The sequence below is a fragment of the Kitasatospora sp. NPDC056181 genome (genome assembly GCF_042266225.1).
In the GTDB taxonomy this organism is placed as follows: domain Bacteria; phylum Actinomycetota; class Actinomycetes; order Streptomycetales; family Streptomycetaceae; genus Kitasatospora.
On the sequence record NZ_JBHJUK010000030.1, the window covers coordinates 48,740 to 74,193 of the forward strand.

Below are 25,454 nucleotides of genomic sequence, written 5' to 3' on the forward strand. Positions count from 1 at the left end.
ATGCTGTGTTGGTCTGCGGCGCTGCTGCCGTCCTGCAAACCCAGTCCTCAAGCCCGAGTCGGTCGGAATCGACACCGCGTGCCTGACGCGCGATTTCCTTCCCCGCCCGCTCGGGCGGCCGGTACGGGTTCGAGTCCACTCATCGTCCGAGAGGTTGTTCGTGTCGGCCAGCACATCCCGTTCACTTCCCCCCGAGATCGCCGAGTCCGCGGCTCTGCTGGCGCTCATCGAGCGGGGCAAGGCCCAGGGGCAGATCGCCGGTGACGACGTGCGCCAGGCGTTCGAGGCGGACCAGATCCCGGTCACCAAGTGGAAGAACGTCATGCGCAGCCTCAACCAGGTGCTGATTGAGGAGGGGGTGGATCTCATGGTCAGCGCGGCCGAACCGGCCGGCGCCAAGCGCAAGAGCGTCGCTGCCAAGAGCCCCACCAAGCGCACCGCCACCAAGGCGGTCACCACCCGGAACCCGGCTGCCCCCGCCGCCCCGACCAAGCCGCCCGTGCGGATCGCGCCCGGTGCCCCCGTCGCCGCTCCGGCGGTCGTGGCCGCCGCGGCCTCGGTCAGCACGGTGTCCGCCGACATCACCGCCGGGGAGACGACCACGGTCGTCACCGAGGTGAAGGCGGCCGTGGCGAAGAAGGCGGCCCCCGCCAAGAAGGCCGCGGCCAAGAAGACCGCCGCCCCTGCCAAGAAGACCGCCTCCGGCAAGGCGGGCAAGGGCGACGAGGAGCTCATCGGCGAGGAGGAGCTGCTCGAGGACGTCGCCCTGCCCGGCGACAAGGCGGGCGAGGAGGCCGAGCCCGAGGAGGAGTCGCAGGGCTTCGTGCTCTCCGACGACGACGAGGACGACGCCCCGGCCCAGCAGGTCGCCGTCGCCGGTGCCACCGCGGACCCGGTCAAGGACTACCTGAAGCAGATCGGCAAGGTCCCGCTGCTCAACGCCGAGCAGGAGGTCGAGCTCGCCAAGCGCATCGAGGCCGGCCTGTTCGCCGAGGACAAGCTCTCGGCCGCCGACAAGCTGGCCCCCAAGCTCAAGCGCGAGCTGGAGATCATCGCCGAGGACGGCCGCCGCGCCAAGAACCACCTGCTGGAGGCCAACCTCCGCCTCGTGGTCTCGCTGGCCAAGCGCTACACCGGCCGCGGCATGCTCTTCCTGGACCTGATCCAGGAGGGCAACCTCGGTCTGATCCGTGCGGTCGAGAAGTTCGACTACACCAAGGGCTACAAGTTCTCCACGTACGCCACGTGGTGGATCCGCCAGGCGATCACCCGCGCGATGGCCGACCAGGCCCGCACCATCCGTATCCCGGTGCACATGGTCGAGGTCATCAACAAGCTGGCCCGCGTCCAGCGCCAGATGCTCCAGGACCTGGGCCGCGAGCCCACCCCGGAGGAGCTGGCCAAGGAACTCGACATGACCCCCGAGAAGGTCATCGAGGTCCAGAAGTACGGCCGCGAGCCCATCTCGCTGCACACCCCGCTGGGCGAGGACGGCGACAGCGAGTTCGGTGACCTGATCGAGGACTCCGAGGCGGTCGTGCCGGCCGACGCGGTCTCCTTCACCCTGCTCCAGGAGCAGCTGCACTCGGTGCTGGACACCCTGTCCGAGCGCGAGGCGGGCGTGGTGTCGATGCGCTTCGGCCTGACGGACGGTCAGCCGAAGACGCTGGACGAGATCGGCAAGGTTTACGGGGTCACCCGTGAGCGCATCCGCCAGATCGAGTCCAAGACCATGTCGAAGCTGCGCCACCCGTCGCGCTCCCAGGTGCTGCGCGACTACCTGGACTGATCGGCAGAATCCGGGGCGGAAGCCCTGAGGAAGAGGCCCGGAGCACACCGCTCCGGGCCTCTTCGCGTGCCCACCGGGCCCACCGTCCTGCCGGGCGCCGCAGGAAACCCCGCCCGAAACCCTGCCCGAGCGCTCTGAATCCCGCCCGAATCCCGCCCGAATCCCGCCCGAAGCCTGCCCTGGCGCCGTCTGCAACCCGTCCCGGCCCTGCGGGAACCCCGCCCTGGCCGCCCCGGCCCTGCCGGACTCCCGCCCTGGCCCTGCCCGGAGCCCGGAAGTGCACCTCCGGGCTCCCCCCGCAAGCCGGGGGCCGGGTGCGTCAGCGTCCGGGTGGCGGTTGTCGCTCGTCCGGGTGGCGGCGCGGCGGGAACCGGTCGCAGGGCGTAGTCGATCACCTACGCTGTGCCGGTTGCCTGCTGCCGAGCCAACTGGAGACACGGTGCTGCCCAACCCGGACCGCGCGGATCTGTCGACCGCCGCCCCGACACCGGCACGCCCGGGCGCCCGGTTGGTGCGCCACCGGGCCGCCGTGCTGGCCCTGCTCGCGGCGCTGCCCGCGCCGCTGGTCGCGTTGGGCCCGGCGGCCGCCCCGGCCCGGGCCCAGGGCCGGATCGTCGGCGGGGCCGTCGCGACCACCGCCGACCACCCGTGGATGGTGGCGCTGGCCAGCCGCCAGCAGTTCGGCACCGGCCGGTCCGGGCAGTTCTGCGGTGGCGCGCTGGTCACCCCGACCAAGGTGGTGACGGCGGCGCACTGCTTCTACGACGAGGCCAAGGGCCAGCGGGTGGACCGGCCGGGCCTCAAAGTGCTGGTCGGACGGGACGATCTGCGCGGCTCGGTCGGCCGTGAGGTGGACGTCCAGTCGGTCTGGATCCACCCCGACTACGCCTTCGCCGCCAACATGAACGACGTGGCGGTGGTCACGCTCACCGAGTCGCAGGGCGCCAGGCCGGTGATCGACCTGGTGGGCCAGGGCGAGACCGCGCCGTACCAGCCGGGGACCAGGGCACAGGTCTACGGCTGGGGGGACACCGCCGGGACGGGGAACTACTCACCGGTGCTGCGCGGCGTCGACGTGCCGATCATCCCGGACCAGACCTGCGCGCAGGCCTACCCGGGCGGGCCGGACGGGCGGTTCGACGCCCGCGGCATGGTCTGCGCCGCGGAGGAGAAGGGCGGCAAGGACGCCTGCCAGGGGGACAGTGGGGGCCCGCTGGTCGTCGCGGGCCGGCTGGCCGGGCTGGTCTCCTGGGGCACGGGCTGCGCGGAGGCGGCACACCCGGGCGTCTACACCAGGATCGGCTCGGTCTCGGACGCGGTGCGCTCCGTACTGTAGCTGCCGGGTCACTTTCTGACGCCGCGTCGCCGGGCCGGGCGGGAGCACCGGTGACGGCGTGACCACCGGGAGCGGTGGGCACAGCACAGCAGAGCCGGGCGACCGGCCCCGGAAAGGGGGCCCGTCGCCCGGCTCACCGGTCGCGCGCGGTGCGCGGCCGGACACAGCTCGTCGCTGGTTGCTGCTGTGGCGCCTGGACTCAGCGCTCTTCGTCGCTGGCCGTGGCAGTGGTGGTGTTGCTGAGACGGCCGCTCTCGTCCTGTATCTCCACGGCGATCTTCTTGAGCTCAGGCTCGAACTTCCGGCCGTGGTGGGCGCAGAAGAGCAGCTCTCCGCCGCTGGCGAGTACGACGCGCAGGTAGGCCTGGGCGCCGCAGCGGTCGCAGCGGTCAGCCGCGGTGAGCGGGCTCGCAGGTGTCAGAACAGTAGTCACGTCGCCTCTTCTCTAGCTCGACGAGCTGTCGTACCAGGGTCAACATCCAACCAGGCCGAAAACGTTCCCGCTCGTGGCTTTTCTTCTTTGAGGATTCTGCTGTGTTGATGAGGACGTGCCCCGGGGGCCGGTGGTTCATGCGTACCGAATCCCAGGATCCGCCTCGGGCTCGAACGCCCGATCGGGATCGGGTGCGAGGTCCGCGTAGCATAATCCTCTGCTGGGTTGGAGCATAAGCCCCGTCTCAGGCCCCGGTAGCCTGCATAACGGCAGTTCCGGAGCCTGCGCCCGGTCCCACGATCCGCCAGGACCGGTGGTACCGGGAGGAGATGGCGCTCCGGCGTCCGTCGTCCGGCGCGGAGCTTGTTCGCGCAGCGCGTACAAGCTGCGCGGGCCCCGCCCGCCGTGCTGCGCACTCGGCGGAAGGGCGCGCACACGCAGGGGAACGGCTGTCGGTGTGGTGTGCTGCACTGGCGGACGGTCCGGCTGCGGCCGGATGCCACCCCGGAGCCGGCCGGGCCGGACAGGGCCGGGTCGGATGTGACCGATGAGACAGAACTTCACCGAGGAGAGTGCCGCGTGAGTGCCGAAACGACCGTGCCGTCCGCACTGCTGGCCGGCGACGACGGTTCCAACTACACCGCTCGGCACCTGCTCGTCCTGGAGGGCCTGGAGGCGGTTCGCAAGCGGCCGGGCATGTACATCGGCTCGACCGACAGCCGCGGCCTGATGCACTGCCTCTGGGAGATCATCGACAACTCCGTCGACGAGGCGCTGGGCGGCCACTGCGACCGGATCGACGTCGTCCTGCACGACGACTCCTCCGTGGAGGTGCGCGACAACGGCCGCGGGATCCCGGTCGACGTGGAGCCCAAGACCGGGCTGTCCGGCGTCGAGGTCGTGATGACCAAGCTGCACGCCGGCGGCAAGTTCGGCGGCGGTTCCTACGCGGCCTCCGGCGGTCTGCACGGCGTCGGCGCCTCCGTCGTCAACGCGCTCTCCGCCCGCCTCGACGTCGAGGTCGACCGCAACGGCCACACCCACGCGATCAGCTTCCGCCGCGGCACCCCCGGCATCTTCACCGAGACCAGCCCGGACGCCCCCTTCGAGCCGGCCAACGGCCTCACCAAGGCCCGCAAGGTCCCCAAGACCCGCACCGGAACCCGGATCCGCTACTGGGCCGACCGGCAGATCTTCCTCAAGGACGCCCGGCTCTCGCTGGAGCACCTGCACAGCCGGGCCCGGCAGACCGCCTTCCTCGTCCCCGGGCTGACCATCGTCGTCCGTGACGAGCGCCTGACCGAGAGCGACAAGGTCGAGGAGTCGACCTTCCGCTACGACGGCGGCATCGCCGAGTTCTGTGAGTTCCTCGCGCCCGACAAGCCGGTCTGCGACGTCCTGCGGCTGCGCGGCGAGGGCACCTTCAAGGAGACCGTCCCCGTCCTGGACGAGCTCGGCCACATGACGCCCACCGAGGTCACCCGCCACCTCGGCGTGGACATCGCGCTGCGCTGGGGCGCCGGCTACGACACCACGCTGCGCTCCTTCGTCAACATCATCGCCACCCCCAAGGGCGGCACCCACATCACCGGCTTCGAGCGCTCGCTCGCCAAGACGGTCAACGAGGCGCTCCGCGCGAGCAAGCTGCTGCGCGTCGCGGAGGACGACATCACCAAGGACGACGCCACCGAGGGCCTCACCGCGGTGGTCACCGTCCGGCTCGCCGAGCCGCAGTTCGAGGGCCAGACCAAGGAGGTGCTGGGCACCTCGGCGGCCAACCGGATCGTCGCCGCCGTGGTCGCCAAGGAGCTCAAGGCCTTCCTGACCTCCGCCAAGAAGGACGAGAAGCTCCAGGCGCGAGCCGTGATGGAGAAGGTCGTCGCCGCCGCCCGCACCCGGGTCGCCGCCCGCCAGCACAAGGAGGCCCAGCGCCGGAAGACCGCGCTGGAGACCAGCTCGCTGCCGGCCAAGCTGGCCGACTGCCGCAGCGACGACGTCGACCGCAGCGAACTCTTCATCGTCGAGGGCGACTCGGCGCTCGGCACCGCCAAGCTGGCCCGCAACTCCGAGTTCCAGGCCCTGCTGCCGATCCGCGGCAAGATCCTCAACGTCCAGAAGGCGTCCGTGAGCGACATGCTCAAGAACGCCGAGTGCGCCGCGATCATCCAGGTGATAGGGGCCGGTTCGGGCCGCACCTTCGACATCGACCAGGCCCGCTACGGCCGGGTCATCTTCATGGCCGACGCCGACGTCGACGGCTCGCACATCCGCTGCCTGCTGCTGACGCTCTTCCAGCGGTACATGCGGCCCATGGTCGAGCAGGGCCGGGTCTTCGCCGCGGTGCCGCCGCTGCACCGGATCGAGCTCGTCAACCCCAAGCGCGGTCAGGAGAAGTACCACTACACCTACTCCGACGCCGAGCTGCGCTCCACCGTGCTGGAGTTCCAGCGCAAGGGCCTGCGCTGGAAGGACCCGGTGCAGCGGTACAAGGGCCTCGGCGAGATGGACGCCGACCAGCTGGCCGAGACGACCATGGACCCGCGCCACCGCACGCTGCGCCGGATCAACCTGGGCGACCTCGAACAGGCCGAGAGGATCTTCGACCTGCTGATGGGCAACGACGTCGCCCCGCGCAAGGAGTTCATCGTGGACTCGGCGGCCACCCTGGACCGCTCGCGCATCGACGCCTGAGTCGTCCGCCCCCGGGCTGTTCGACGTCCGGGCTGTTCGGCGCCTGGGCGGCCCGTTCCGCGGCGAGGCCCTCCACCCGTGGGTGGAGGGCCTTCGTGCTGGCGGGTCCACCCCCGGTCCACCCCGGCTCCGATCAGCGGACGGCGCCGGATCCGTAGCGTCGGAGAGGTCAGCCAGCCCCTTCCGCCGGAACGGAGAGACCGATGACCGGCCTCGTCAACATCCTCGTGGTCATCGCGGTGATGGCACTGGTGATCGGCCGCCAGATGCAGGCGCGCCGCCTGGAGACCGAACGACGCTTCTGGCTGCTGCCACTGATCCTCGCGGTGGTCGCGCTGCGCGATCCACAGATGATCGACCGTGCTCACCAGGGCGCCGCCGTCGCCCTGCTCGCCGTCTCGCTGCTGCTGGTCCTCGCGATGGGATCCGTCTGGGGCTGGACCGTCCGGCTCTGGAAGGACGCGGACGGCGCGGTCTGGGCGCAGGGCACCCAGGCCACGGCGGCGGCCTGGGCGGGCATGCTCGCCATCCGGATCGGCCTGTTCGGGGCCGGCGCGGCGCTGCACATCCGCCAGAGCGGCAGCGCGCTGCTGCTCGGCCTGGCGGTGCTGCTGCTGGTCAGGACGCTCGTGGTGAACTGGAGGGCGCGGCACCTGGAGCCCGCGTACTACTGACCTCGCCGACCGGTTCCCGGGAGCCGCGCCTTCGGGGCCGTTCCTCCCGGGAGCCGTGGGCGCCCGGGCCCGGAAACGGCCCGGATGCGGCCCGGAAACGAACCCAAGTGCCCCGATGGAGGTGCCCGTGCCCGCGCCCGGGTGGAGCTGGACCCGCTGGCCGTCCCGGGAGGGGCTGGAGCGCGAGGCCGAGAGCCCGGCGCGGCGCGCCCTCACGGCCATCGGCCGGATCGTGCTGCTCGTCACGCTCGTCCTGGGGACGTACTCCAACGGCAGGTACGACGGCTGGAGCGCCGTGGCGGCCGGGGGCGGGCTGGTCGCGTGCGTCGCCCAGGCGGCGGCCTTCCTGTGGACCAGCCGCGAACAGCGGCTGCGGCCCACCGTCGTCCTCTCCGCCTCGCTGATCGCCAGTGCCTGGCTGGCCAACTGGGGGCGGGCGTACCTGCTGGCCGACTTCGTCTGGTCCGGCCTGGCGGTCACCGCGCTGGTCCGGCTGCCGCCCGCCGTCGCACTGGTCACGGCCGTGGTCGCGCTCGTCTCGTACGCGGTGGCGAGCTGGGCGAGCTGGCTGAGCGTCCTGGCCACGGTCGGAGGGCTCACCCTGCTCGGCTACCTGCTGCGGCTGGACACCGAGGCGCGAGGCACCGCCCGCCGGCTCCTCACCCAGGAGCGCGCGGCCCGGGCCGCCGAGGCGGAGACCGCGGCGCTCGCCGAACGGGCCAGGATCGCCCGGGAGATCCACGACGTGCTCGCCCACAGCCTCTCCGCGCAGCTCGTCCACCTGGAGGCGGCCCGGCTGATGCTGGACGCCGGCACCGACCGGGCGCAGGTCCGCGAACGGGTCGTGGCCGCCCGGCGGATGGCGCAGGACGGGCTGGCCGAAACCCGGCAGGCACTCTCCGCGTTGCGGGGCGAGTTCACCCCGGTCGGGGAGTTCCTCGTGGAGCTGACGGGGCGTGAGCGGGCCGTCCTCTCGGTCATCGGCACGCCGCGTCCGCTCGCGGCCGAGGCAGGGCTCGCCGTGCGGCGCACGGCGCAGGAGGCGCTGACCAACGTGCGCAAGCACGCCTCCGGCGCACGCTGCACCGTCGAACTGCGCTACCTGCCGGAGGAGGTGGAGCTGGAGGTGCGCAACACCCGCCCGGCGCGCGGTGAGTCGGCCGGGGAGCTGGCGGCCAGCGGCAGCGGGTACGGTCTGCTGGGGATGCGCGAACGCGCGGAACTGCTCGGCGGCACCCTGCTGGCGGGCCCGGACGAGGGAGGATGGCGCGTGCTGCTGAGGGTGCCGGCGTGAGCCCGGTCCGCGTGGTCGTCGCGGACGACCAGACGGTGGTGCGCGAGGGCATCGTCATGCTGCTCGGGCTGCTGCCGGGGATCGAGGTGGTCGCCGCCGCCGCCGACGGCGAGGAGGCCGTCGCCCTGGTGGAGCGGCACCACCCCGACGTGGTCCTGATGGACCTGCGGATGCCCCGCTGCGACGGCGTCGAGGCGACCCGCCGGATCCGGTCCGCCCACCCGGAGACCGAGGTGGTGGTGCTCACCACCTACGCCGACGACGACTCGCTGTTCCCCGCGTTGCAGGCCGGGGCGCGCGGCTACCTGACCAAGGACGCCGGCGGCGAGGAGATCGCCCGGGCCATCACGGACGTCCGCTCGGGCGCGGCGGGGCTCTCACCGCAGGTGCAGCTGCGGCTGCTGGAACGCCTGGCGGACGCGGCCCCCACGGCCGGGCCCGCCCCGACTGCTGCTCCCGGCACGAGTCCCTCCCCGGGCTCGTCCCCGACCCGGCCCGCGCCGGGCCGAGCGGCGTCCTCGGCGGCGCCCACGGGCGAGCTGCCGGACGGGCTGACCGCCCGTGAGGCCGAGGTGCTGGCGCTGATCGCCGACGGGCTCTCCAACACCGAGATCGCCCGGCGGCTGTTCGTCAGCCCGGCCACGGTGAAGACCCACATCAACAACCTGTTCGCCAAGACCGCCGTCCGGGACAGGGCGCAGGCGGTCGCGTACGCCTTCCGACACGGGATCACCGGTACGCAGCAGTAGTGCGATGAGTGTCTGTCGGATCATCGATCACCTCATCGAGTGAACGTATCTGCAATGGGAGTTGGCGGGGTTTGCGGGCCTCCATGATGGTTTGGTCAGTACACCCCTCGGCTCAGGAGCAGTAGTGCCACAGCAGCAGACGAGCAGCCCCGGCCAGGGGCAGCGATTCGACTGGTGGGCCGCTCCCGCCGCCTCCGCCCCGCCCGGTCGGTCCGCCGAGGAGCCGCCCCCGGCGCCGACCCCGGTGCCGGTCACGGCGCCGTACACGGCGCAGGCGCAGGCGCGGCTCACGGCAGCGGCACCGGCCGAACCGTCGGTCCGGCCGCTCCGCGGTCACGCCGTGCCCCCGCAGGTACCCGCGCGGCCCGCCGCCCCGCCGGCCGTCGACAGCAGCACCGAGGTGTACCGCGCCGTCCAGGCCAGTGAAGCCTTCCAGGACATCAAGCGCGGCTACCGGGCCTTCGTCTTCCCCGTCAGCGCCGCCTTCCTCGGCTGGTACCTGCTGTACGTCGCGGCCCAGGCCGGTGCGCCCGGCGTCATGCGCACCCGGATCGCCGGCCCGCTCAACGTGGCCTGGCTGCTGGGGCTGCTGCAGTTCGCCTCGACGTTCCTGCTCACGTGGCTCTACGCCCGCAACGCCCGCACCAAGCGGGACCGGGCCGCCCTGGAGCTCCGCTGGGACACCCAGGACCAGCTGCGATGAGGACCGCCACCCCGCCCCCCGTCGCCCCCACCGGGGACCACCACGACCTGGCCATCGTGCTCTTCGCCGTCATCGTCCTCGTCACCCTGGGCATCACCCTCTGGGTGGGCCGCCGGGGCAGCGCGGCCGAGGACTTCTACGCCGGCGGCCGCGACTTCACCCCGCTGCAGAACGGCTTCGCGCTCTCCGGGGACTACCTCTCCGCCGCCTCCTTCCTCGGCGTCGCCGGGCTGATCGCGCTCTACGGCTACGACGGCGTGCTCTACAGCATCGGCTTCCTGGTCGCCTGGCTGGTGGTCCTGATGCTGGTCGCCGAACTGGTCCGCAACGCCGGCCGGTACACCCTCGCCGACGTGCTGGCCCTGCGGCTGCGCCGCCGCAAGGTCCGGGCGGCCGCCGGCGGCGCCAGCATCGTCGTCACCCTGCTCTACCTGGTCGCCCAGATGGTCGGCGCGGGCAGCCTGGTCGCCCTGCTGCTCGGCACCAACAGCTCCGGGGCCCGGACCTGGACCATCATCGCGGTCGGCGGGCTGATGATCGTCTACGTGACGATCGGCGGGATGCGGGCCACCACCTGGATCCAGATCGTCAAGGCCGTCCTGCTGGTGGCCGGCTCGGTGCTGCTCACCGTGCTGCTGATGGTCCGCTTCCACGGGGACGTCGCCGAGCTGATGCGCCAGGCCGCCCAGCACAGCGGCGCCGGGCAGCGGTACCTGGAGCCGGGGCTCAAGTACGGCGGGAGCGTCACCAGCAGGCTGGACTTCTTCAGCCTCGGCCTGGCCCTGGTCCTGGGCACCGCCGGGCTGCCGCACATCCTCTCCCGCTTCTACACCGTGCCCACCGCACGGGCCGCCCGGCGCTCGACGATGTGGGCGATCGGGCTGGTCGGCGGCTTCTACCTGATGGCCATCGCGCTCGGTCTGGGTGCCACCGCCCTGGTCGGCTCGGCCGAGGTCCGGCACGCCAACCCGGCGGGGAACACCGCCGTCCCGCTGCTGGCCCTGGTCCTCGGCGGCGGCAACGGCTCCACCGGCGGGGTGGTGCTCTTCGCGCTGATCTCGGCGATCGCCTTCGCCACCATCCTCGCCGTGGTCGCCGGGCTGACGCTCGCCTCCTCGGCGGCGTTCGCCCACGACATCTGGGCGGGCGCCTGGCGCGGCCGTCCGCGCCGCCGCCGGGGCCGCCGGGCCGCCGTCCCGGCCTCCCGGCGGGCACGCGCGAGGGCGGCCGCCGACGGACGGGCGGCCGGGGGGAGCGGTGCCGGTGAAACGGCCGCCCGGCTCTCCGAGCAGCAGGAGGTCGGCGTCGCGCGGATCGCCGCGGTGGGGATCGGGGCGGTCGCGATCGCGCTCAGCCTCTTCGCCCAGCAGCTGAACGTCGCCTTCCTGGTCGGCCTGGCCTTCGCCGTCGCCGCCTCGGCCAACCTGCCGGTGCTGCTGTACAGCCTGTTCTGGCGGCGGTTCACCCCGCGCGGTGCGGTCTGCTCGGTCTACGGCGGGCTCATCCCGGCGGTGGTGCTGGTGGCCTTCTCGCCGGTGGTCTCCGGCAGCAAGGTGGCGCTCTTCCCGGGGATGGACTTCCACTGGTTCCCGCTGGAGAACCCGGGCATCGTCTCCATCCCGCTGGGCTTCCTGGCCGGCTGGATCGGCACGGTCACCTCGCCCGAGGCGGCCGACCCGGACCGCTACGCCGAGCTGGAGGTCCGCTCCCTCACCGGCGCCGGGGCGGCCTGAGCAGCACCTCCCGAACCCCGGCGGGCCTGGGACCCGCCGGGGTTCGGCACGTCCGGGCCCAGGCGCGGACCGGCCGGCACGTGGTTCAGGCGCGGACCGGCCGGCACGTGGTTCAGGTGCGGACCGCCAGCACGTAGCGGTGCTCGGGCCGCCCGGTGTCGCCGTAGCGCAGGGTCAGCCGCAGCCGGTTGTCGCGCTCCAACTGCTTGAGGTAGCGCTGCGCGGTGGAGCGGCTCAGCCCCGTGGCGTCCGCGACCTCCTGGGCGGAGAGCGGCCGGCCGGCCCGGCGCAGCACGCCGAGGACCAGGTCGGTGGTGGGCGCGGAGTGGCCCTTGGGCAGGACGGCCGCCGGGGCCGCCGCGCTGCGCAGGGTAGCGAACAGCCGGTCCACCTCGTCCTGGCCGGCCTCACGGGCGGCGGGTCCGGCGAGCGCGTGCCGCAGCTGCGCGTAGGCGACCAGCTTCTCCCGCAGCCCGGCGAAGCTGAACGGTTTGACCAGGTACTGCAGGGCGCCGTGCTGCATCGCGGCGTGCACGGTGGACACGTCCCGGGCGGCGGTCACCATCATCACGTCGCAGGTGACGTCGCGCTCGCGCAGCCGGCGGACCAGGGCGAGACCGGTCTCGTCCGGGAGGTGGTGGTCGAGCAGCAGCAGGTCGACCGGGCGGCGTTCCAGTGCGGCCAGCGCCTCGGCGGCCGAGTGCACGGTGCCGGTGACCCGGAAGCCGGGCACCTTGGCCACGTACGCGGCGTGCACGTCGGCGACCCGGAAGTCGTCGTCCACCACGAGTACGTCGATCATCACGCCTCCACGAGCGGTGCGGTGAGCTGGTCCCCCGGGTGCGGCACGTCGGCGGTGTACAGGGCCCCCTCGGGCAGGGATCCGGCGGGCAGGGACCCTGCGGGCGGGGTCCCTCCGGGCGGGGCGGCGTCGCACAGGCCCACGGCGCACGGGCCCCCGTCGTGCAGGGCGTCGTCGTACGGGCCCCCGTCGTGCAGGGCCTCGGGCAGCTCGACGGTGAACCGGGCGCCCCCGAGCGGGCCGCCGTCCAGCACGATCCGGCCGCCGGTCCGTTCGACCAGCCGCCGCACCATTGCCAGCCCCAGCCCGCGCGGCCGGTGCGCGGGCGCGTCCTTGCTGCTCCACCCCTCCTCGAAGACCCGCTCGCGCAGCTCCTCCGGCACGCCCGGGCCGCTGTCCGCGACCTCGATCAGCAGGGTGGAGCCGGCCGCGGCCAGGGTCACCGCCACCCGGCCGCCCCCGCCCGGCGCCAGCGCGTCCACGGCGTTGTCGATCAGGTTGCCGAGCACGGTGACCAGCGTCCGGGCGTCCACCACCGCGTCCGGCAGGTGCGCCGCCGGGGCGACCACGAGCCGGACGCCCCGCTCACCGGCCACCGCCGTCTTGCCGGCCAGCAGCGCGGCGACGTGCGGGTCCTGCACCTGCTCGGCGATCCGCGCCGCGACCGCCGCGTGCGAACCCGACTGCTCGGAGATGAACGCCACCGCCTGCTCGTGCCGGCCGAGCTCCAGCAGCCCCAGCAGGGTGTGCATCCGGTTGGCGTGCTCGTGGTCCTGCGCCCGCAGCGCCTCGGTGAGGCTGCGGGTGGTGTCCAGCTCGCGGACCAGCGACTCCAGCTCCGTCCGGTCGCGCAGCGTCACGACCGCGCCGCCCTCGGCCGTCGCCATCCGGTTCACCACCAGCACCCGGTCGTCGCGGACGGCCGGCAGGTCGGCGCCGGTGATCCGGCCGGCCAGCACGTCGGCCAGCCGGCCGGGCGGCAGGACCTCGTCGATCGGCCGCCCGGCGCAGCCCGCGGGCAGGCCCAGCAACCGGACCGCCTCGTCGTTGGCCAGCCGGATCCGGCCGCGCTCGTCCAGCGCCACCATGCCCTCGCGGATGCCGTGCAGCATCGCCTCGCGCTCCACCAGCAGCGCCGAGATGTCGGCCACCGCGATGTTGTGGGTGCGCCGCTTCAGCCGGCGGGCCAGCGCCAGGGTGGCGACGGTGCCTGCGGCCAGGCCGGCGCCCGCGCAGAGCAGGATGCCGGTGAGCATCTTCAGCAGCCGCCGCCGGATCGAGTCGTCGCTGATCCCGACCGACACCTCGCCGACGATCCGCCCGCCGGCGATCCGCAGCGGCACCTTCCCGCGCGCGGTGCGGCCCAGGGTGCCCTCCTGGATGGCGGTGACGCTGCGGCCGCCGAGCGCCGGCTCCGGGTCGGTGGAGACCCGTTGGCCGATCCGGTCGGGGTCGGTGTGCGAGAGCCGGATCCCGTCCAGGTCGGTGACCACGACGAAGCTGGCGCCGGTGGCCAGCCGGATCTGCTCGGCGTTGCGCTGCGCCGTCGCGGAGTCGCGGGCCTCGGCGGCCCGGGCGATCACCTCGTCACTGGCGGTGGCCTGGGCGATCGACAGCGCGCGCTGCATCGCGTCGTGGTCCAGCTCGGAGCTGACCGGCGCGAGGAACAGGCCTGCGGTGACGACGGTGACGCCGACGGTGACCACGGTCTGGCTCAGCAGCAGCTGGGCGAAGACCCGGCGGGGCCAGCGGGGGTGCTTCATCCGGGCCTCCTCTCGGCGGGCTCGCGGGCGGGCGTACGGGCGGGGCGTGGTGCTACGGGCGCCCGCCTCCGGTCCGGCGGGCGGTCGGGCGGGGCGGTCGGGCCGGGCGGGGGTCTTCCGTCGGGCCGGGCGGGTGCCCCTCGGTCCGGGCGGGCGGGTGGTCGGCACACCCTATGTTTCCGACGTGTTTCTGTCAGCCGCGTCCCCGCTGTTGTAGCGGAAGCAAAACGAGCAGAACAGCCCTCAACGCGGAGAACCCGCAGTACGCCGAGAAGCCTCCCGCCGCCGCCCCGGTCGCTCCTAGCCTCCCGGAGCAAGCAGAGACCCGGGAGGTCCCATGAGCAAAACCCCCGCGACAAGCCGGGTACCGGATCCGGTGGCAGCCCCGGCGGCTGCCCCGGCGATCGAGCTGACCGGCGCGACCAAGCGGTTCCGCACCCCGTCCGGCACCCTGCACACCGCCGTCCGCGATCTCGACCTGACCGTGGCGGAGGGCGAGTTCGTCGCCGTCGTCGGCCCCACCGGCTGCGGCAAGTCCACCACGCTGACACTGGTCAGCGGTCTGGAGGAGCCCACCGAGGGCGACGTCCGGGTGTACGGCGCGCCGGTCGACGGGATCAACCCGCAGGTCGGCTTCGTCTTCCAGCAGGACGCCGTCTTCCCCTGGCGCACCGTCCTGTCCAACGTCATGGCCGGCCCGCGCTTCCGCGGCGTCCCGGCCGCCGAGGCCCGGGAGCGGGCCCGCGACTGGCTGAACCGGGTCGGCCTCGGCGCCTTCGAGGACCGCTACCCGCACCAGCTCTCCGGAGGCATGCGCAAGCGCGTCGCGCTCGCCCAGACCTTCGTCAACGACCCGCGGATCCTGCTGATGGACGAGCCCTTCTCGGCGCTGGACGTGCAGACCCGCGCGCTGATGTCCGACCAGTTGCTGGAGCTGTGGGCCGGTACCGGGTCCTCGGTGGTCTTCGTCACCCACGACCTGGACGAGGCGATCGCGCTGGCCGACCGGGTCGTCGTGATGACGGCCGGCCCGGCCACCGTCAAGGAGGTCTTCACCGTCGACCTGCCGCGCCCGCGCACCGTGGAGGCCGTCCGGCTGGAGCCGAGGTTCGTCGAGCTCTACCGCGAGATCTGGGCCTCGCTCGGCGAAGAGGTGCGCATCACCCGTGAGAGAGGAGCGGGTCGTGCCGCTTGAGACCGTGGTCGCCGCCGAGCCGGCGGCCGTCCCCACCACCAGGACCGAGGCCCGCGAACGGGCCGCCCGCAACCGGAGGCTGGGGGTGTACGGGGCCCGGGTCGCGGTGCTCGTCGCCTTCCTCGGGCTCTGGGAGGTGTGCGCCCGCACCGATGTGATCGACCCGTTCAACTTCTCCCAGCCGTCGAGGATCTGGGCGCAGATCTGGCAGTGGACCACCCACGGCACCGCTCAGGGCTCGCTCGGCGAGCAGATCGGCTACACCCTCTACGAGGCCCTCACCGGCTGGGTGATCGGCGTCACCGGCGGCGTGCTGCTGGGCATCGCGCTCGGCCGGATCCGCTTCCTGGCCGACGTGTTCGGGCCCTACATCAAGGTGCTGAACGCCATCCCGCGCATCGTGCTGGCCCCGATCTTCCTGATCTGGTTCGGCCTCGGTCCGGCCTCCAAGGTGGCCTCCGCGGTGGTCCTGGTGTTCTTCCCGGTCTTCTTCAACGCCTTCCAGGGCGCCCGCGAGGTGGACCGCAACCTCGTCGCCAACGCCCGCATCCTGGGCGCCGACACCCGCAGGGTCACCCTCCAGGTGGTCATCCCCGCCGCCACCACCTGGATCTTCACCAGCCTCCACGTGAGCTTCGGGTTCGCTCTGATCGGGGCCATCGTCGGCGAGTACATCGGCGCCACCAAGGGCCTCGGCCTGCTCGTCGCCGCCGCCCAGGGCACCTTCAACGCGGCCGGCGTGTACGCGGCCATGACCATCCTGGCGGTGGTCGCGCTGCTCACCGAGGGGGTGCTGACCTTCGCCGAGAAGAAACTCTTCCGCTGGAAGCCCGCCGACTCCGGCGACGGCCGCTGACCCCCGGTTCCCGCCCGTTCCCGCCGTCCCCCTCGGCTCCGCCCGTTCCCGTCTTCCCGCAGTCCGTAGAGAGGCACCCCACCCATGCGCCCGAACCCGACCGGCAGAGTCGCCGCAGCCGCCCTCGCCGCCGTCCTGCTCCTCCCGCTCGCCGCCTGTGCCAACGACGCCGCCTCCACGTCCCACAACGGCGCGGCCCCGGCCGGCCAGCAGGTCGACGGGCCCAAGGTCAAGATCATGGTCGGCGGCCTGGACAAGGTCATCTACATGCCCGCCATGCTCACCCAGCGCCTGGGCTTCTTCGCCGAGGCCGGCGTCAACGTCGAGCTGATGAGCGAACCGGCCGGCGTCAACGCCACCACCGCCCTGCTCGCCGGCGACGTCCAGGGCGCGGTCGGCTTCTACGACCACACCATCGACCTCCAGGCCAAGGGCAAGAACGTCGAGTCGGTGGTCCAGTTCTCCCAGGCCCCCGGCGAGGTCGAGATCGTCTCCGCCAAGCAGGCCGACGCCATCAAGTCCGGCGCGGACTTCAAGGGCAGGAAGCTCGGCGTCACCAGCATCGGCTCCTCCACCGACTTCCTCACCAAGTACCTCGCCGTCAAGAACGGCACCGCGGTGGCCGACTTCAGCCCGATCGCGGTCGGCGCCGGCCAGACCTTCATCGCCGCGCTCCAACAGGGCTCCATCGACGCCGGCATGACCACCGACCCCACCGTCGCCAACATCCTCGACAAGGGCCTCGGCAAGATCCTCTACGACATGCGCACCCCCGAGGGCTCGCGCGCCGCACTCGGCGGGCTCTACCCCTCGTCCTCGCTCTACATGAACACCGACTGGGTGGAGAAGAACAAGGACACCACCCAGAAGCTCGCCAACGCCTTCGTGAAGACCCTCAAGTGGATGTCCACCCACAGCCCCGAGGAGATCGCCGCGAAGATGCCCGCCGACTACGCACAGGGCGGCGCCGAGCAGTACGCGGCCGCGATCAAGGCGACCCTGCCGATGTTCACCACCGACGGCGTGATGCCCGCCGACGGCCCCAGGACCGTCCTCGCCGTCCTCGCCGCCTTCCACCCGGACGTCAAGGGCAAGGAGGGCACCATCGACCTCGCCCGCACCTACACCACCGAGTTCGTCGGCAAGGCCGCCACCGGCTGAACCCGCGCCGACGGCCCCGCGCCCACCCCCACGGGCGCGGGGCCGTCACACCTCCCGCAGGGCCGTCACGGTCATCCGGGACGGCGTGCCCGCAGCCTTTCCGCAGCTCTCGGGGCGGGGCGGCTCACTCACGCCCTCGGCGACCTCGACCTCCCAGACGCGGCCGTCCTCGTGGCGCACCGTCACCAGCCAGCGGCCCTCACCGGCCGGCCGCTGCGCCAGCGTCAGCGCGTCCACCCCGGTCTCCCCGACGGCCAGCCGGACCGCGTGGTCGGCCGCCTGGCCCGGGCGCTCCCAACCCGAGCAGCCGCGCGACCACTCGGGCACCATGTGCCCGGCCGCCGTCGCCGCCAGGACCTCCTTCGCGGACTCCGCCGTCAGCCGGCCGTACGCGTAGCCGTACGGCAGCACCAGCATGGTGGGGGAGAAGCGGTGCCCGCCGAGGTGCGTCACCTCCCACACCTCGCTGTGCCCGGCCACCGCCAGCTCGGCCGCCAACGGCCGGCCCAGCAGCGCACAGCAGCGGTCCCGCCGGCCGTTGGTGCACACCAGGGCCACCGGCCCGCCGACGTGCTCCGCACCGAACCCGCCGTGCTCCCCGGCGCCCAGCGCCGCGAAGTCCAGGGCCAGCAACTCCGCCGGATCCGCCACCCCGGCCCGCCGCACCCAGCCCCGCCCCGGCACGGTGTGCGCCACGATCACCTCGTGGCGCGCGGCCGGCAGACAGTCGGCATGCCGCCCCGGCCGCCGGATCAGCGCCACCCGCACACCGGTCCCCGCCGCGGCCGCCTCCAGCGCCCGCCCGACCGCCGTGTCCAGGTGGCTCTCCGCCAGCGCCTTGGCCCCCCACGGCCCGCTCTGCTCGACCAGCAGCCAGGTCGTGGCGGTCGCCGCCGTGGCGGCCAACGGCTCCGACAGTTCACGCGACAACGTCGCACAAGTGCTCACGCAGGCAAGGCTACCCGTACCGAAATGACCGTGGCGGGACACCGAGAGGTGCCCCGCCACGAGTCCGATCCGCCCGCCGGCGCCGCTACGCCGGTCCCGCGACCACCGCGATGGGCGTCGTCACCGGAGTACCCGAGCCGTCACGACGCGGGTCGCGCTCCGGGAGGTCGACCGGCGCACCCTTCGCGGTCGCCGCCCGGGCCGGCGACGGGCCGGCCCACGCGAAGGTGAGCGACTCCTCGCCCCGCAGGAAGCGCTGGCAGCGGACACCACCGGTCGCGCGGCCCTTGCGCGGGTACTGCTCGAACGGGGTGACCTTCCAGGAGCTCTGCTCCTCACCGGTCAGCGTGCCCGCGGCACCCGCCACCGAGACCACCACAGCGTCGGCCGCCGGGTCCACCGCCGTGAACGACAGCACCCGGGCGCCGTCCGACAGCTTGATGCCGGCCATGCCGCCCGCCGGACGGCCCTGCGGACGGACCTGGCCCGCCGGGTAACGCAGCAACTGGGCGTCGGAGGCGATGAAGACCAAGTCCTCCTCGCCGGTGCGCAGTTCGACCGCGCCGACCACCTCGTCACCGTCCTTGAGGGCGATCACCTCGAACTCGTCCTTGTTGGCCGGCCACTCGGGCACCACCCGCTTGACGACACCCTGCACCGTCCCCAGCGCCAGACCCGGCGAGGACTCGTCCAGCGTCGTCAGCGCCAGCACCCGCTCACCCGCCTCCAGGCGCAGGAACTCGCCCACCGCCGCGCCGCCCGCCAACGTCGGCGACGGCGTCGGAGGCAGCGCCGGCAGGTCGATCACCGGCAGCCGCAGCACCCGGCCCGCCGACGTCACCACACCCACGTCCGCGCGCGCCGTCGCCGGCACCGCCGACACGATCACGTCGTGCTTCGACCGCTTCTCCGACAACTCGAACGGCTCGCCGTCCGCCGTCCGCGCCAGCAGACCCGTCGACGAGAGCAGCACCCGGCACGGATCGTCCGCCACCTCCAACGGCACCGCCAGCGACGCCGACGGCACCGCACCCGCCTCCAGCAGCACCGTCCGCCGCTCCGTGCCGAACTGCTTGCCCACCGCGGCCAGCTCCGCCGACACCACACTGCGCAGCCGCGCGTCCGACTCCAGGATCTCCGTCAGCTCGGCGATCTCCGAGTTGAGCTTCGCCTGCTCCTGCTCCAGCTCCACCCGGTCGAACCGGGTCAGCCGGCGCAGCGGAGTGTCCAGGATGTACGCCGTCTGGGTCTCCGACAGCGAGAAGCGCTCCATCAGGCGCTCCTTCGCCTGCGCCGCGTTGTCGCTCGACCGGATGATCGCGATGACCTCGTCGATGTCGACCAGCGCCACCAGCAGACCCTCGACCAGGTGCAGCCGCTCCTGCCGCTTGCGGCGCCGGAAGTCGCTGCGCCGGCGGACCACCTCGAAGCGGTGGTCGACGTAGACCTCCAGCAGCTCCCGCAGCCCCAGCGTCAGCGGCTGGCCGTCCACCAGCGCCACGTTGTTGATGCCGAAGGTCTCCTCCATCGGCGTCAGCTTGTAGAGCTGCTCCAGCAGCGCCTCCGGCACGAAGCCGTTCTTCACCTCGATCACCAGCCGCAGCCCGTGCTCGCGGTCGGTGAGGTCCTTGACGTCCGCGATGCCCTGCAGCTTCTTCGCGTTGACCAGGTCCTTGATCTTCGAGATCACCTTCTCCGGGCCGACGTTGTACGGCAGCTCGGTGACCACGATGCCCTTGCGGCGGGCGGAGACCGCCTCGATCGTCGTGGTGGCGCGGATCTTGAAGGTGCCGCGGCCCGACTCGTACGCGTCCCGGATGCCCGAGAGGCCGACGATCCGCCCGCCCGTCGGGAGGTCCGGACCGGGGACGAACCGCATCAGCGTGTCCAGGTCCGCGTTCGGGTGCTTGATCAGGTGCCGGGCCGCCGCCACCACCTCGGACAGGTTGTGCGGCGGCATGTTCGTCGCCATGCCGACCGCGATGCCCGTCGCACCGTTCACCAACAGGTTCGGGAAGGCGGCCGGAAGCGCCAGCGGCTCCTGCTCACTGCCGTCGTAGTTCGGCCCGAAGTCGACGGTGTCCTCGTGGATCGACTCCACCATCGCCATCGACGCCGCCGTCAACCGCGACTCCGTGTACCGCATCGCGGCCGGCGGGTCGTCGTTGCCCAGCGAACCGAAGTTCCCGTGCCCGTCGATCAGCGGCAACCGCATGGAGAACGGCTGCGCCATGCGCACCACGGAGTCGTAGATCGACGCGTCGCCGTGCGGGTGCAACCGGCCCATCACCTCGCCGACCAGGCGCGCGCACTTCACGTGCCCCCGCTCCGGCCGCAGGCCCATCTCGTTGGCCTGGTACAGGATCCGCCGGTGCACCGGCTTCAGACCGTCCCGCGCGTCGGGCAGCGCACGCGAGTAGATCACCGAGTAGGCGTACTCCAGGAAGGAGCCCTGCATCTCGTCCACGACGTCGACATCGAGGATGCGCTCCTCGAAATCTCCGGGCGGTGGGGTCTGCGAACTGCGGCGGGCCATCGCGGCGGGGCTCCCTTGCATCTGTCTGACACGTCTGTCTGCTTCGGATCACGGCTCAGCGCCCCCATTGTGGACCCTTCCACCGACACTCCCGGCCAGCGCCCCTCTTCCGCCCCTGGCGAACGCCCCGTCCGCGCGGACACATCCACGCCCTTCGCGCGTTGCACCACAATGGGGACGCCACACGAAGCCCCCGACATCGACGACGGGAAGGACCCGAGCGCATGGCCAACCCGGCCCCCGCATCCGCCTCCACCGGAGGAACTGGCGCTGCCATCGCCATCACCGAGCACCGCCTGGCCAACGGCCTGCGCGTCGTCCTCTCCGAGGACCACCTCACCCCGGTCGCAGCCGTCTGCCTCTGGTACGACGTGGGCTCCCGCCACGAGGTGAAGGGCCGCACCGGACTGGCGCACCTCTTCGAGCACCTGATGTTCCAGGGCTCCGCGAACGTCTCCAACAACGGCCACTTCGAACTGGTCCAGGGCGCTGGCGGCTCCCTGAACGGCACCACCAGCTTCGAGCGGACCAACTACTTCGAGACCATGCCCGCCCACCAGCTGGAGCTCGCCCTCTGGCTTGAGGCCGACCGGATGGGCTCCCTCCTCGCCGCCCTCGACGACACCTCGATGGAGAACCAGCGCGACGTCGTCAAGAACGAGCGCCGCCAGCGCTACGACAACGTCCCCTACGGCACCGCCTTCGAGAAGCTCACCGCGCTCTCCTTCCCCGACGGCCACCCGTACCACCACACCCCCATCGGCTCCATGGCCGACCTGGACGCCGCCACGCTGGAGGACGCCCGCACGTTCTTCCGCACCTACTACGCGCCCAACAACGCCGTCCTCTCCGTCGTGGGCGACATCGACCCCGAGCAGACCATCGCCTGGGTCGAGAAGTACTTCGGCAGCATCCCCGCGCACGACGGCAAGCAGCCCCCGCGCGACGGCACCCTCCCCGACACCATCGGCCGCGAACTGCGCGAGGACATCCGCGAGGACGTCCCCTCCCGCGCCCTGATGGCCGCCTACCGCCTCCCGCACGACGGCACCCGCGAGGCCGACGCCGCCGACCTCGCCCTCACCATCCTCGGCAGCGGCGAATCCAGCCGCCTCTACAACCGGCTCGTCCGGCGCGACCGCACCGCCGTCGCCGCCGGCTTCGGCCTGCTCCGCCTCGCCGGCGCCCCCAGCCTCGGCTGGCTCGACATCAAGACCTCCGGCGACGCCACCATCGAGCAGGTCGAGACCGCCGTCGACGAGGAGCTCGCACGCTTCGCCGCCGAAGGCCCCACCGCCGCCGAACTGGAGCGCGCCCAGGCCCAGATCGAGCGCGAATGGCTCGACCGGCTCACCACGGTCGCCGGCCGCGCCGACGAACTCTGCCGCTACGCCGTCCTGTTCGGCGACCCCAAGCTGCTCGGCGGCGCCCTGACCAAGGTGCTCGACGTCACCGCCGAGGAGGTCCAGGCGATCGCCCAGGCCCGCCTCCACCCGCAGAACCGGGCCGTCCTCGTCTACGAGCCCACCACGGCCGACGACGCCGACGACACCGGCACCGACGCCGACCAGACCGCCACCGACGCGACCGAAGAGGAGGGCGCTGCCGCATGAGCACGGACTACGTCCCCGCCATGACGTTCCACCCCCAGCCCGAGCCCGGCACCCCCAGCCCGTGGGCCTTCCCCGCCCCCGAGCGCGCCGCCCTCGGCAACGGCATCACCGTCCTGCACTGCGACCGCCCCGGCCAGCAGCTCGTCGCCATCGACATCCTCCTCGACGCCCCGCTCGCCGCCGAGCCCGACGGCCTCGACGGCGTCGCCGGCATCCTCGCCCGCGCCCTCAGCGAGGGCACCGAGACCCTCACCGCCGAGGAGTTCGCCGCCGAGCTGGAGCGCGCGGGCGCCACCCTCGACGCCCACGCCGACCACCCCTGCATCCGGGTCTCCCTCGAAGTCCCCGCCAGCCGGCTCCAGCGCGGCCTCAGCCTCCTCGCCGACGCCCTGCGCGCGCCCGCCCTCCCCGAGGACGAGATCGAGCGCCTCGTCGCCAACCGGCTCGACGAGATCGTCCACGAGCAGGCCAACCCCGCCCGCCGGGCCGCCAAGGCCCTCTACGCCGAGCTCTTCGACGGCGCCGACCGGCTCTCCCGCGCCCGCGGCGGCACCGCCGACACCGTCAAGTCCATCGACCGGGCCGCGGTCAAGGCCTTCTACGACGCCCACATCCGGCCCGCCACCACCACCGTCGTCGTGGTCGGCGACCTCACCGGCACCGACCTGCCCGCCCTGCTCGAAGCCACCCTCGGCACCTGGACCGGCACCGACGCGGCGGCGAGCACGCACGCCCCCGTCACCGCCGACGACACCGGCCGCGTCGTCATCGTCGACCGTCCCGGCTCCGTCCAGACCCAGCTGCTCATCGGCCGCATCGGCCCCGACCGGCACGACCCGGCCTGGGCCGCCCAGATCCTCGGCACCTACTGCCTCGGCGGCACCCTCACCTCCCGCCTCGACCGCGTCCTGCGGGAGGAGAAGGGCTACACCTACGGCGTCCGGGCCTTCGCCCAGCCGCTGCGTTCCCCCGCCGACGGCACCGGCCGCGCGCTGCTCGCGATCAGCGGCTCGGTGGACACCGCCTCCACCGCCCCGGCGCTCGCCGACACCTGGACCATCCTGCGCACCCTCGCCGCCGAGGGCCTCACCGACGCCGAGCGCGACGATGCCGTGCAGTTCCTGGTCGGCGTGGCCCCGCTGAAGTACGAGACCGCGGGCTCGGTCGCCGGCACCCTGGCCGACCAGGTCGAGCAGCACCTGCCCGACGACTACCAGGCCGAGGTCTACCGGCAGCTCGCCGTGCTCCCCACGGCCGCCGCCACCGAGGCCGTGGTCGCCGCCTTCCCGCCGGACCGCCTGGTCACCGTCCTGGTCGGCGACGCCGCCGCGTTCGCCGACGACGTGCGCGCGCTCGGCATCGGCGAGGTCACCGTGATCACCGCCTGATACGGCCGAGAGGTCTGACAGGTCCGGGAGGTCCGAGAGGTCCGAGAGGCCTGGCAGGCCCGGGAGGCCTGAACCGCCTTACGGGCAGGGCCCGGTGGAGCACTCCGCTCCGCCGGGCCCGCCGCGTTTTAAATCCCTTGCGGGGCGTGATCGCCCTATGGGTAGATATCCCCCGGCAGCCGGTACACACACGGAGAGGAGGCGGTCACCATGCGGGTCGAGCCGACCATACAGCGCTCCCCAAGGCCGTCCTCCCGATGCCCCTACGCGGCCTGAGCACCGCGCACCCCTGATCTTCCCCGAGCCGCACCGGGATCCTTCGCGCGGCACCCACCTAGGCTTGAACCAACCGACCTTTGGAGGTCGTTCAACCATGTCGTACACCGAGGTACCCGGCATCCGGGTCCCGATCCGGATGTGGACCGACCCGGCCACCGTCGAGGGCCAGGCCATGCAGCAGCTGCGCAACATCAGCTCGCTGCCCTGGCTGCACGGCCTCGCCGTGATGCCCGACGTCCACCTGGGCAAGGGCGCGACGGTCGGCTCCGTTATCGCGATGCGCGGCGCCGTCTGCCCGGCGGCGGTCGGCGTGGACATCGGATGCGGAATGAGCGCGGTGAAGACGTCCCTCACCGCCAAGGACCTCCCCGACGACCTCTCCCGCCTCCGCTCCAAGATCGAGCAGGCCATCCCGGTCGGCCGCGGCCTCCACACCGACCCGGTCGACCCGCGCAAGCTCCACGGCTTCGCGACGACGGGGTGGGACGACTTCTGGGGGCGCTTCGACGGGGTCGCGCACGAGGTGAAGTGGCGGCGCGAGCGGGCGGCGCAGCAGATGGCGACTCTTGGCGGAGGAAATCACTTCATCGAACTGTGTGTTGATGACACCGGCGCCGTCTGGCTGATGCTGCACTCGGGTTCACGGAACATCGGCAAGGAGCTGGCGGAGCATCACATGGGCGTGGCCCGTTCGCTGCCGCACAACCAGGGGCTCGTCGACAACGATCTCGCGGTGTTCATCGCGGACACCCCGCAGATGGCCGCCTACCGGCAGGACCTCTTCTGGGCACAGGAGTACGCCAAGAAGAACCGGGCCCTGATGATGGCGCTCTTCCAGGACGTCGTCCGTCGCGAGTTCGCCAAGGCGAAGGTCGCCTTCGACGAGGTGATCAGCTGCCACCACAACTACGTGGCGGAGGAGCAGTACGACGGTGTCGACCTGCTCGTGACCCGCAAGGGTGCGATCAGGGCCGGTTCCGGCGACTACGGGATCATCCCCGGCTCGATGGGGACGGGTTCGTACATCGTCCGCGGCCTCGGAAACGAGGCGGCGTTCAACTCGGCCTCGCACGGCGCCGGCCGCAAGATGAGCCGCAACGCGGCGAAGAAGCGCTTCACCACGCGTGACCTGGCCGAGCAGACCAGGGGCGTGGAGTGCCGCAAGGACAGCGGTGTCGTGGACGAGATCCCGGGCGCCTACAAGTCCATCGAGAAGGTCATCGAGCAGCAGAAGGACCTCGTCGAGATCGTGGCGCACCTGAAGCAGGTCGTCTGCGTCAAGGGCTGAGATCAGGCGGGGCCCGTGGATTCGGGGCCCCGCCTCACCAGCTGTTCGAGGTCGAAGAAGGTCATGCCGCGAGCATGTGTGCGATCGGCCGCCGACAGGGGCCGATCGCCGACGGGTCCGCCCCGTGGTGCGGATGCGATCGAATGTGCGAACAAAAGCGCCCGGCAGTGCTGATGCCCTGCCGGGCGCTTTACGTGTGTGCGATTCGGGCGGGCGGGCCTCA

The 25,454-nt window shown here is 72.6% G+C and carries 19 protein-coding genes; 14 read left to right on the forward strand and 5 right to left on the reverse strand.

Translation table 11 applies throughout. The features are described 5' to 3' along the window. Positions 1-154 precede the first annotated feature (154 nt). A complete protein-coding gene (locus ACFC1F_RS14585; protein ID WP_376158332.1) occupies positions 155-1,789 on the forward strand; it encodes an RNA polymerase sigma factor in 1,635 nt (544 codons plus the stop codon). 529 nt (positions 1,790-2,318) lie between these two features. After that, a complete protein-coding gene (locus ACFC1F_RS14590; protein ID WP_376158366.1) occupies positions 2,319-3,125 on the forward strand; it encodes a trypsin-like serine protease in 807 nt (268 codons plus the stop codon). 199 nt (positions 3,126-3,324) lie between these two features. Here ACFC1F_RS14590 and ACFC1F_RS14595 read toward each other — a convergent pair whose 3' ends face one another. Next, the gene (locus tag ACFC1F_RS14595) at positions 3,325-3,558 is read right to left on the reverse strand and encodes a hypothetical protein (protein ID WP_209415401.1); all 234 of its coding nucleotides are present in this window, start codon (positions 3,556-3,558) and stop codon (positions 3,325-3,327) included. 579 nt (positions 3,559-4,137) lie between these two features. Here ACFC1F_RS14595 and ACFC1F_RS14600 point away from each other — a divergent pair. The 6 genes from ACFC1F_RS14600 (at position 4,138) to ACFC1F_RS14625 (ending at position 11,402) form a co-directional block, all read left to right on the forward strand. Further along, complete coding sequence (locus ACFC1F_RS14600) at positions 4,138-6,249, forward strand: type IIA DNA topoisomerase subunit B (protein WP_209415400.1); 2,112 nt, start codon at positions 4,138-4,140, stop codon at positions 6,247-6,249. Between the two features lie 203 nt (positions 6,250-6,452). Next, positions 6,453-6,923 (forward strand): CcdC protein domain-containing protein, encoded by a 471-nt coding sequence (locus ACFC1F_RS14605; RefSeq protein WP_209415399.1) that lies wholly within the window; start codon positions 6,453-6,455, stop codon positions 6,921-6,923. 127 nt (positions 6,924-7,050) lie between these two features. After that, positions 7,051-8,217, forward strand: coding sequence for a histidine kinase (locus tag ACFC1F_RS14610; RefSeq protein WP_307853355.1), 1,167 nt, complete (start codon positions 7,051-7,053; stop codon positions 8,215-8,217). Continuing rightward, a complete protein-coding gene (locus ACFC1F_RS14615) occupies positions 8,187-8,966 on the forward strand; it encodes a response regulator (RefSeq protein ID WP_376158336.1) in 780 nt (259 codons plus the stop codon). The genes ACFC1F_RS14610 and ACFC1F_RS14615 overlap by 31 nt, the downstream gene beginning before the upstream one ends. Before the next feature lie 124 nt (positions 8,967-9,090). Next, complete coding sequence (locus tag ACFC1F_RS14620) at positions 9,091-9,669, forward strand: DUF485 domain-containing protein (protein WP_376158339.1); 579 nt, start codon at positions 9,091-9,093, stop codon at positions 9,667-9,669. After that, positions 9,666-11,402 carry a cation acetate symporter gene (locus tag ACFC1F_RS14625; protein ID WP_376158341.1) on the forward strand — a complete coding sequence of 579 codons (1,737 nt, stop codon included), beginning with the start codon at positions 9,666-9,668 and terminating at the stop codon, positions 11,400-11,402. The genes ACFC1F_RS14620 and ACFC1F_RS14625 overlap by 4 nt, the downstream gene beginning before the upstream one ends. Positions 11,403-11,514: 112 nt before the next feature. Here the strand turns inward: ACFC1F_RS14625 and ACFC1F_RS14630 are convergent, their stop codons facing one another. Both ACFC1F_RS14630 and ACFC1F_RS14635 read right to left on the reverse strand, forming a co-directional pair. Further along, on the reverse strand, positions 11,515-12,204 hold the full coding sequence (locus ACFC1F_RS14630) for a response regulator (RefSeq protein WP_376158344.1): 690 nt from the start codon (positions 12,202-12,204) through the stop codon (positions 11,515-11,517). Continuing rightward, positions 12,204-13,967 (reverse strand): ATP-binding protein, encoded by a 1,764-nt coding sequence (locus tag ACFC1F_RS14635; RefSeq protein ID WP_376158347.1) that lies wholly within the window; start codon positions 13,965-13,967, stop codon positions 12,204-12,206. Before ACFC1F_RS14635 ends, ACFC1F_RS14630 begins: the two co-directional genes overlap by 1 nt. 337 nt (positions 13,968-14,304) lie before the next feature. On the opposite strand from ACFC1F_RS14635, the gene ACFC1F_RS14640 reads away from it, so the two are divergent. From ACFC1F_RS14640 to ACFC1F_RS14650, 3 genes are all read left to right on the forward strand, one after another. Further along, positions 14,305-15,162 (forward strand): ABC transporter ATP-binding protein, encoded by an 858-nt coding sequence (locus ACFC1F_RS14640; protein WP_209415393.1) that lies wholly within the window; start codon positions 14,305-14,307, stop codon positions 15,160-15,162. Further along, positions 15,152-16,018, forward strand: a complete 867-nt coding sequence (locus tag ACFC1F_RS14645; RefSeq protein WP_376158350.1) for an ABC transporter permease — start codon at positions 15,152-15,154, stop codon at positions 16,016-16,018. Before ACFC1F_RS14640 ends, ACFC1F_RS14645 begins: the two co-directional genes overlap by 11 nt. A gap of 84 nt (positions 16,019-16,102) precedes the next feature. Beyond that, positions 16,103-17,179: an ABC transporter substrate-binding protein gene (locus ACFC1F_RS14650; protein ID WP_209415391.1), complete on the forward strand. Its 1,077-nt coding sequence runs from the start codon at positions 16,103-16,105 to the stop codon at positions 17,177-17,179. Between the two features lie 45 nt (positions 17,180-17,224). On the opposite strand, the gene ACFC1F_RS14655 is transcribed toward ACFC1F_RS14650, so the two are convergent. Both ACFC1F_RS14655 and ACFC1F_RS14660 read right to left on the reverse strand, forming a co-directional pair. Continuing rightward, positions 17,225-18,127 (reverse strand): sucrase ferredoxin, encoded by a 903-nt coding sequence (locus tag ACFC1F_RS14655; protein WP_376158354.1) that lies wholly within the window; start codon positions 18,125-18,127, stop codon positions 17,225-17,227. An 85-nt stretch (positions 18,128-18,212) separates the two neighbouring features. Continuing rightward, on the reverse strand, positions 18,213-20,663 hold the full coding sequence (locus ACFC1F_RS14660; protein WP_376158357.1) for a DNA topoisomerase (ATP-hydrolyzing) subunit A: 2,451 nt from the start codon (positions 20,661-20,663) through the stop codon (positions 18,213-18,215). A 224-nt stretch (positions 20,664-20,887) separates the two neighbouring features. Between ACFC1F_RS14660 and ACFC1F_RS14665 the strand changes: the two genes are divergently transcribed. From ACFC1F_RS14665 to ACFC1F_RS14675, 3 genes are all read left to right on the forward strand, one after another. Continuing rightward, a complete protein-coding gene (locus ACFC1F_RS14665; RefSeq protein WP_209415388.1) occupies positions 20,888-22,276 on the forward strand; it encodes a pitrilysin family protein in 1,389 nt (462 codons plus the stop codon). A gap of 20 nt (positions 22,277-22,296) precedes the next feature. Next, positions 22,297-23,664, forward strand: a complete 1,368-nt coding sequence (locus ACFC1F_RS14670) for a M16 family metallopeptidase (protein WP_376158368.1) — start codon at positions 22,297-22,299, stop codon at positions 23,662-23,664. Between the two features lie 373 nt (positions 23,665-24,037). Then, on the forward strand, positions 24,038-25,231 hold the full coding sequence (locus ACFC1F_RS14675) for an RtcB family protein (RefSeq protein WP_209415387.1): 1,194 nt from the start codon (positions 24,038-24,040) through the stop codon (positions 25,229-25,231). Positions 25,232-25,454: the final 223 nt, after the last annotated feature.

Coding starts and splice junctions, on each gene's coding strand:
- ACFC1F_RS14605 (WP_209415399.1), top strand. CDS start 6,453: ATGACCGGCCTCGTCAACATCCTCGTGGTCATCGCGGTGATGGCACTG.
- ACFC1F_RS14615 (WP_376158336.1), top strand. CDS start 8,187: ATGGCGCGTGCTGCTGAGGGTGCCGGCGTGAGCCCGGTCCGCGTGGTC.
- ACFC1F_RS14625 (WP_376158341.1), top strand. CDS start 9,666: ATGAGGACCGCCACCCCGCCCCCCGTCGCCCCCACCGGGGACCACCAC.
- ACFC1F_RS14630 (WP_376158344.1), bottom strand. CDS start 12,204: ATGATCGACGTACTCGTGGTGGACGACGACTTCCGGGTCGCCGACGTG.
- ACFC1F_RS14635 (WP_376158347.1), bottom strand. CDS start 13,967: ATGAAGCACCCCCGCTGGCCCCGCCGGGTCTTCGCCCAGCTGCTGCTG.
- ACFC1F_RS14640 (WP_209415393.1), top strand. CDS start 14,305: ATGAGCAAAACCCCCGCGACAAGCCGGGTACCGGATCCGGTGGCAGCC.
- ACFC1F_RS14650 (WP_209415391.1), top strand. CDS start 16,103: ATGCGCCCGAACCCGACCGGCAGAGTCGCCGCAGCCGCCCTCGCCGCC.
- ACFC1F_RS14660 (WP_376158357.1), bottom strand. CDS start 20,663: ATGGCCCGCCGCAGTTCGCAGACCCCACCGCCCGGAGATTTCGAGGAG.
- ACFC1F_RS14665 (WP_209415388.1), top strand. CDS start 20,888: ATGGCCAACCCGGCCCCCGCATCCGCCTCCACCGGAGGAACTGGCGCT.
- ACFC1F_RS14670 (WP_376158368.1), top strand. CDS start 22,297: ATGACGTTCCACCCCCAGCCCGAGCCCGGCACCCCCAGCCCGTGGGCC.
- ACFC1F_RS14675 (WP_209415387.1), top strand. CDS start 24,038: ATGTCGTACACCGAGGTACCCGGCATCCGGGTCCCGATCCGGATGTGG.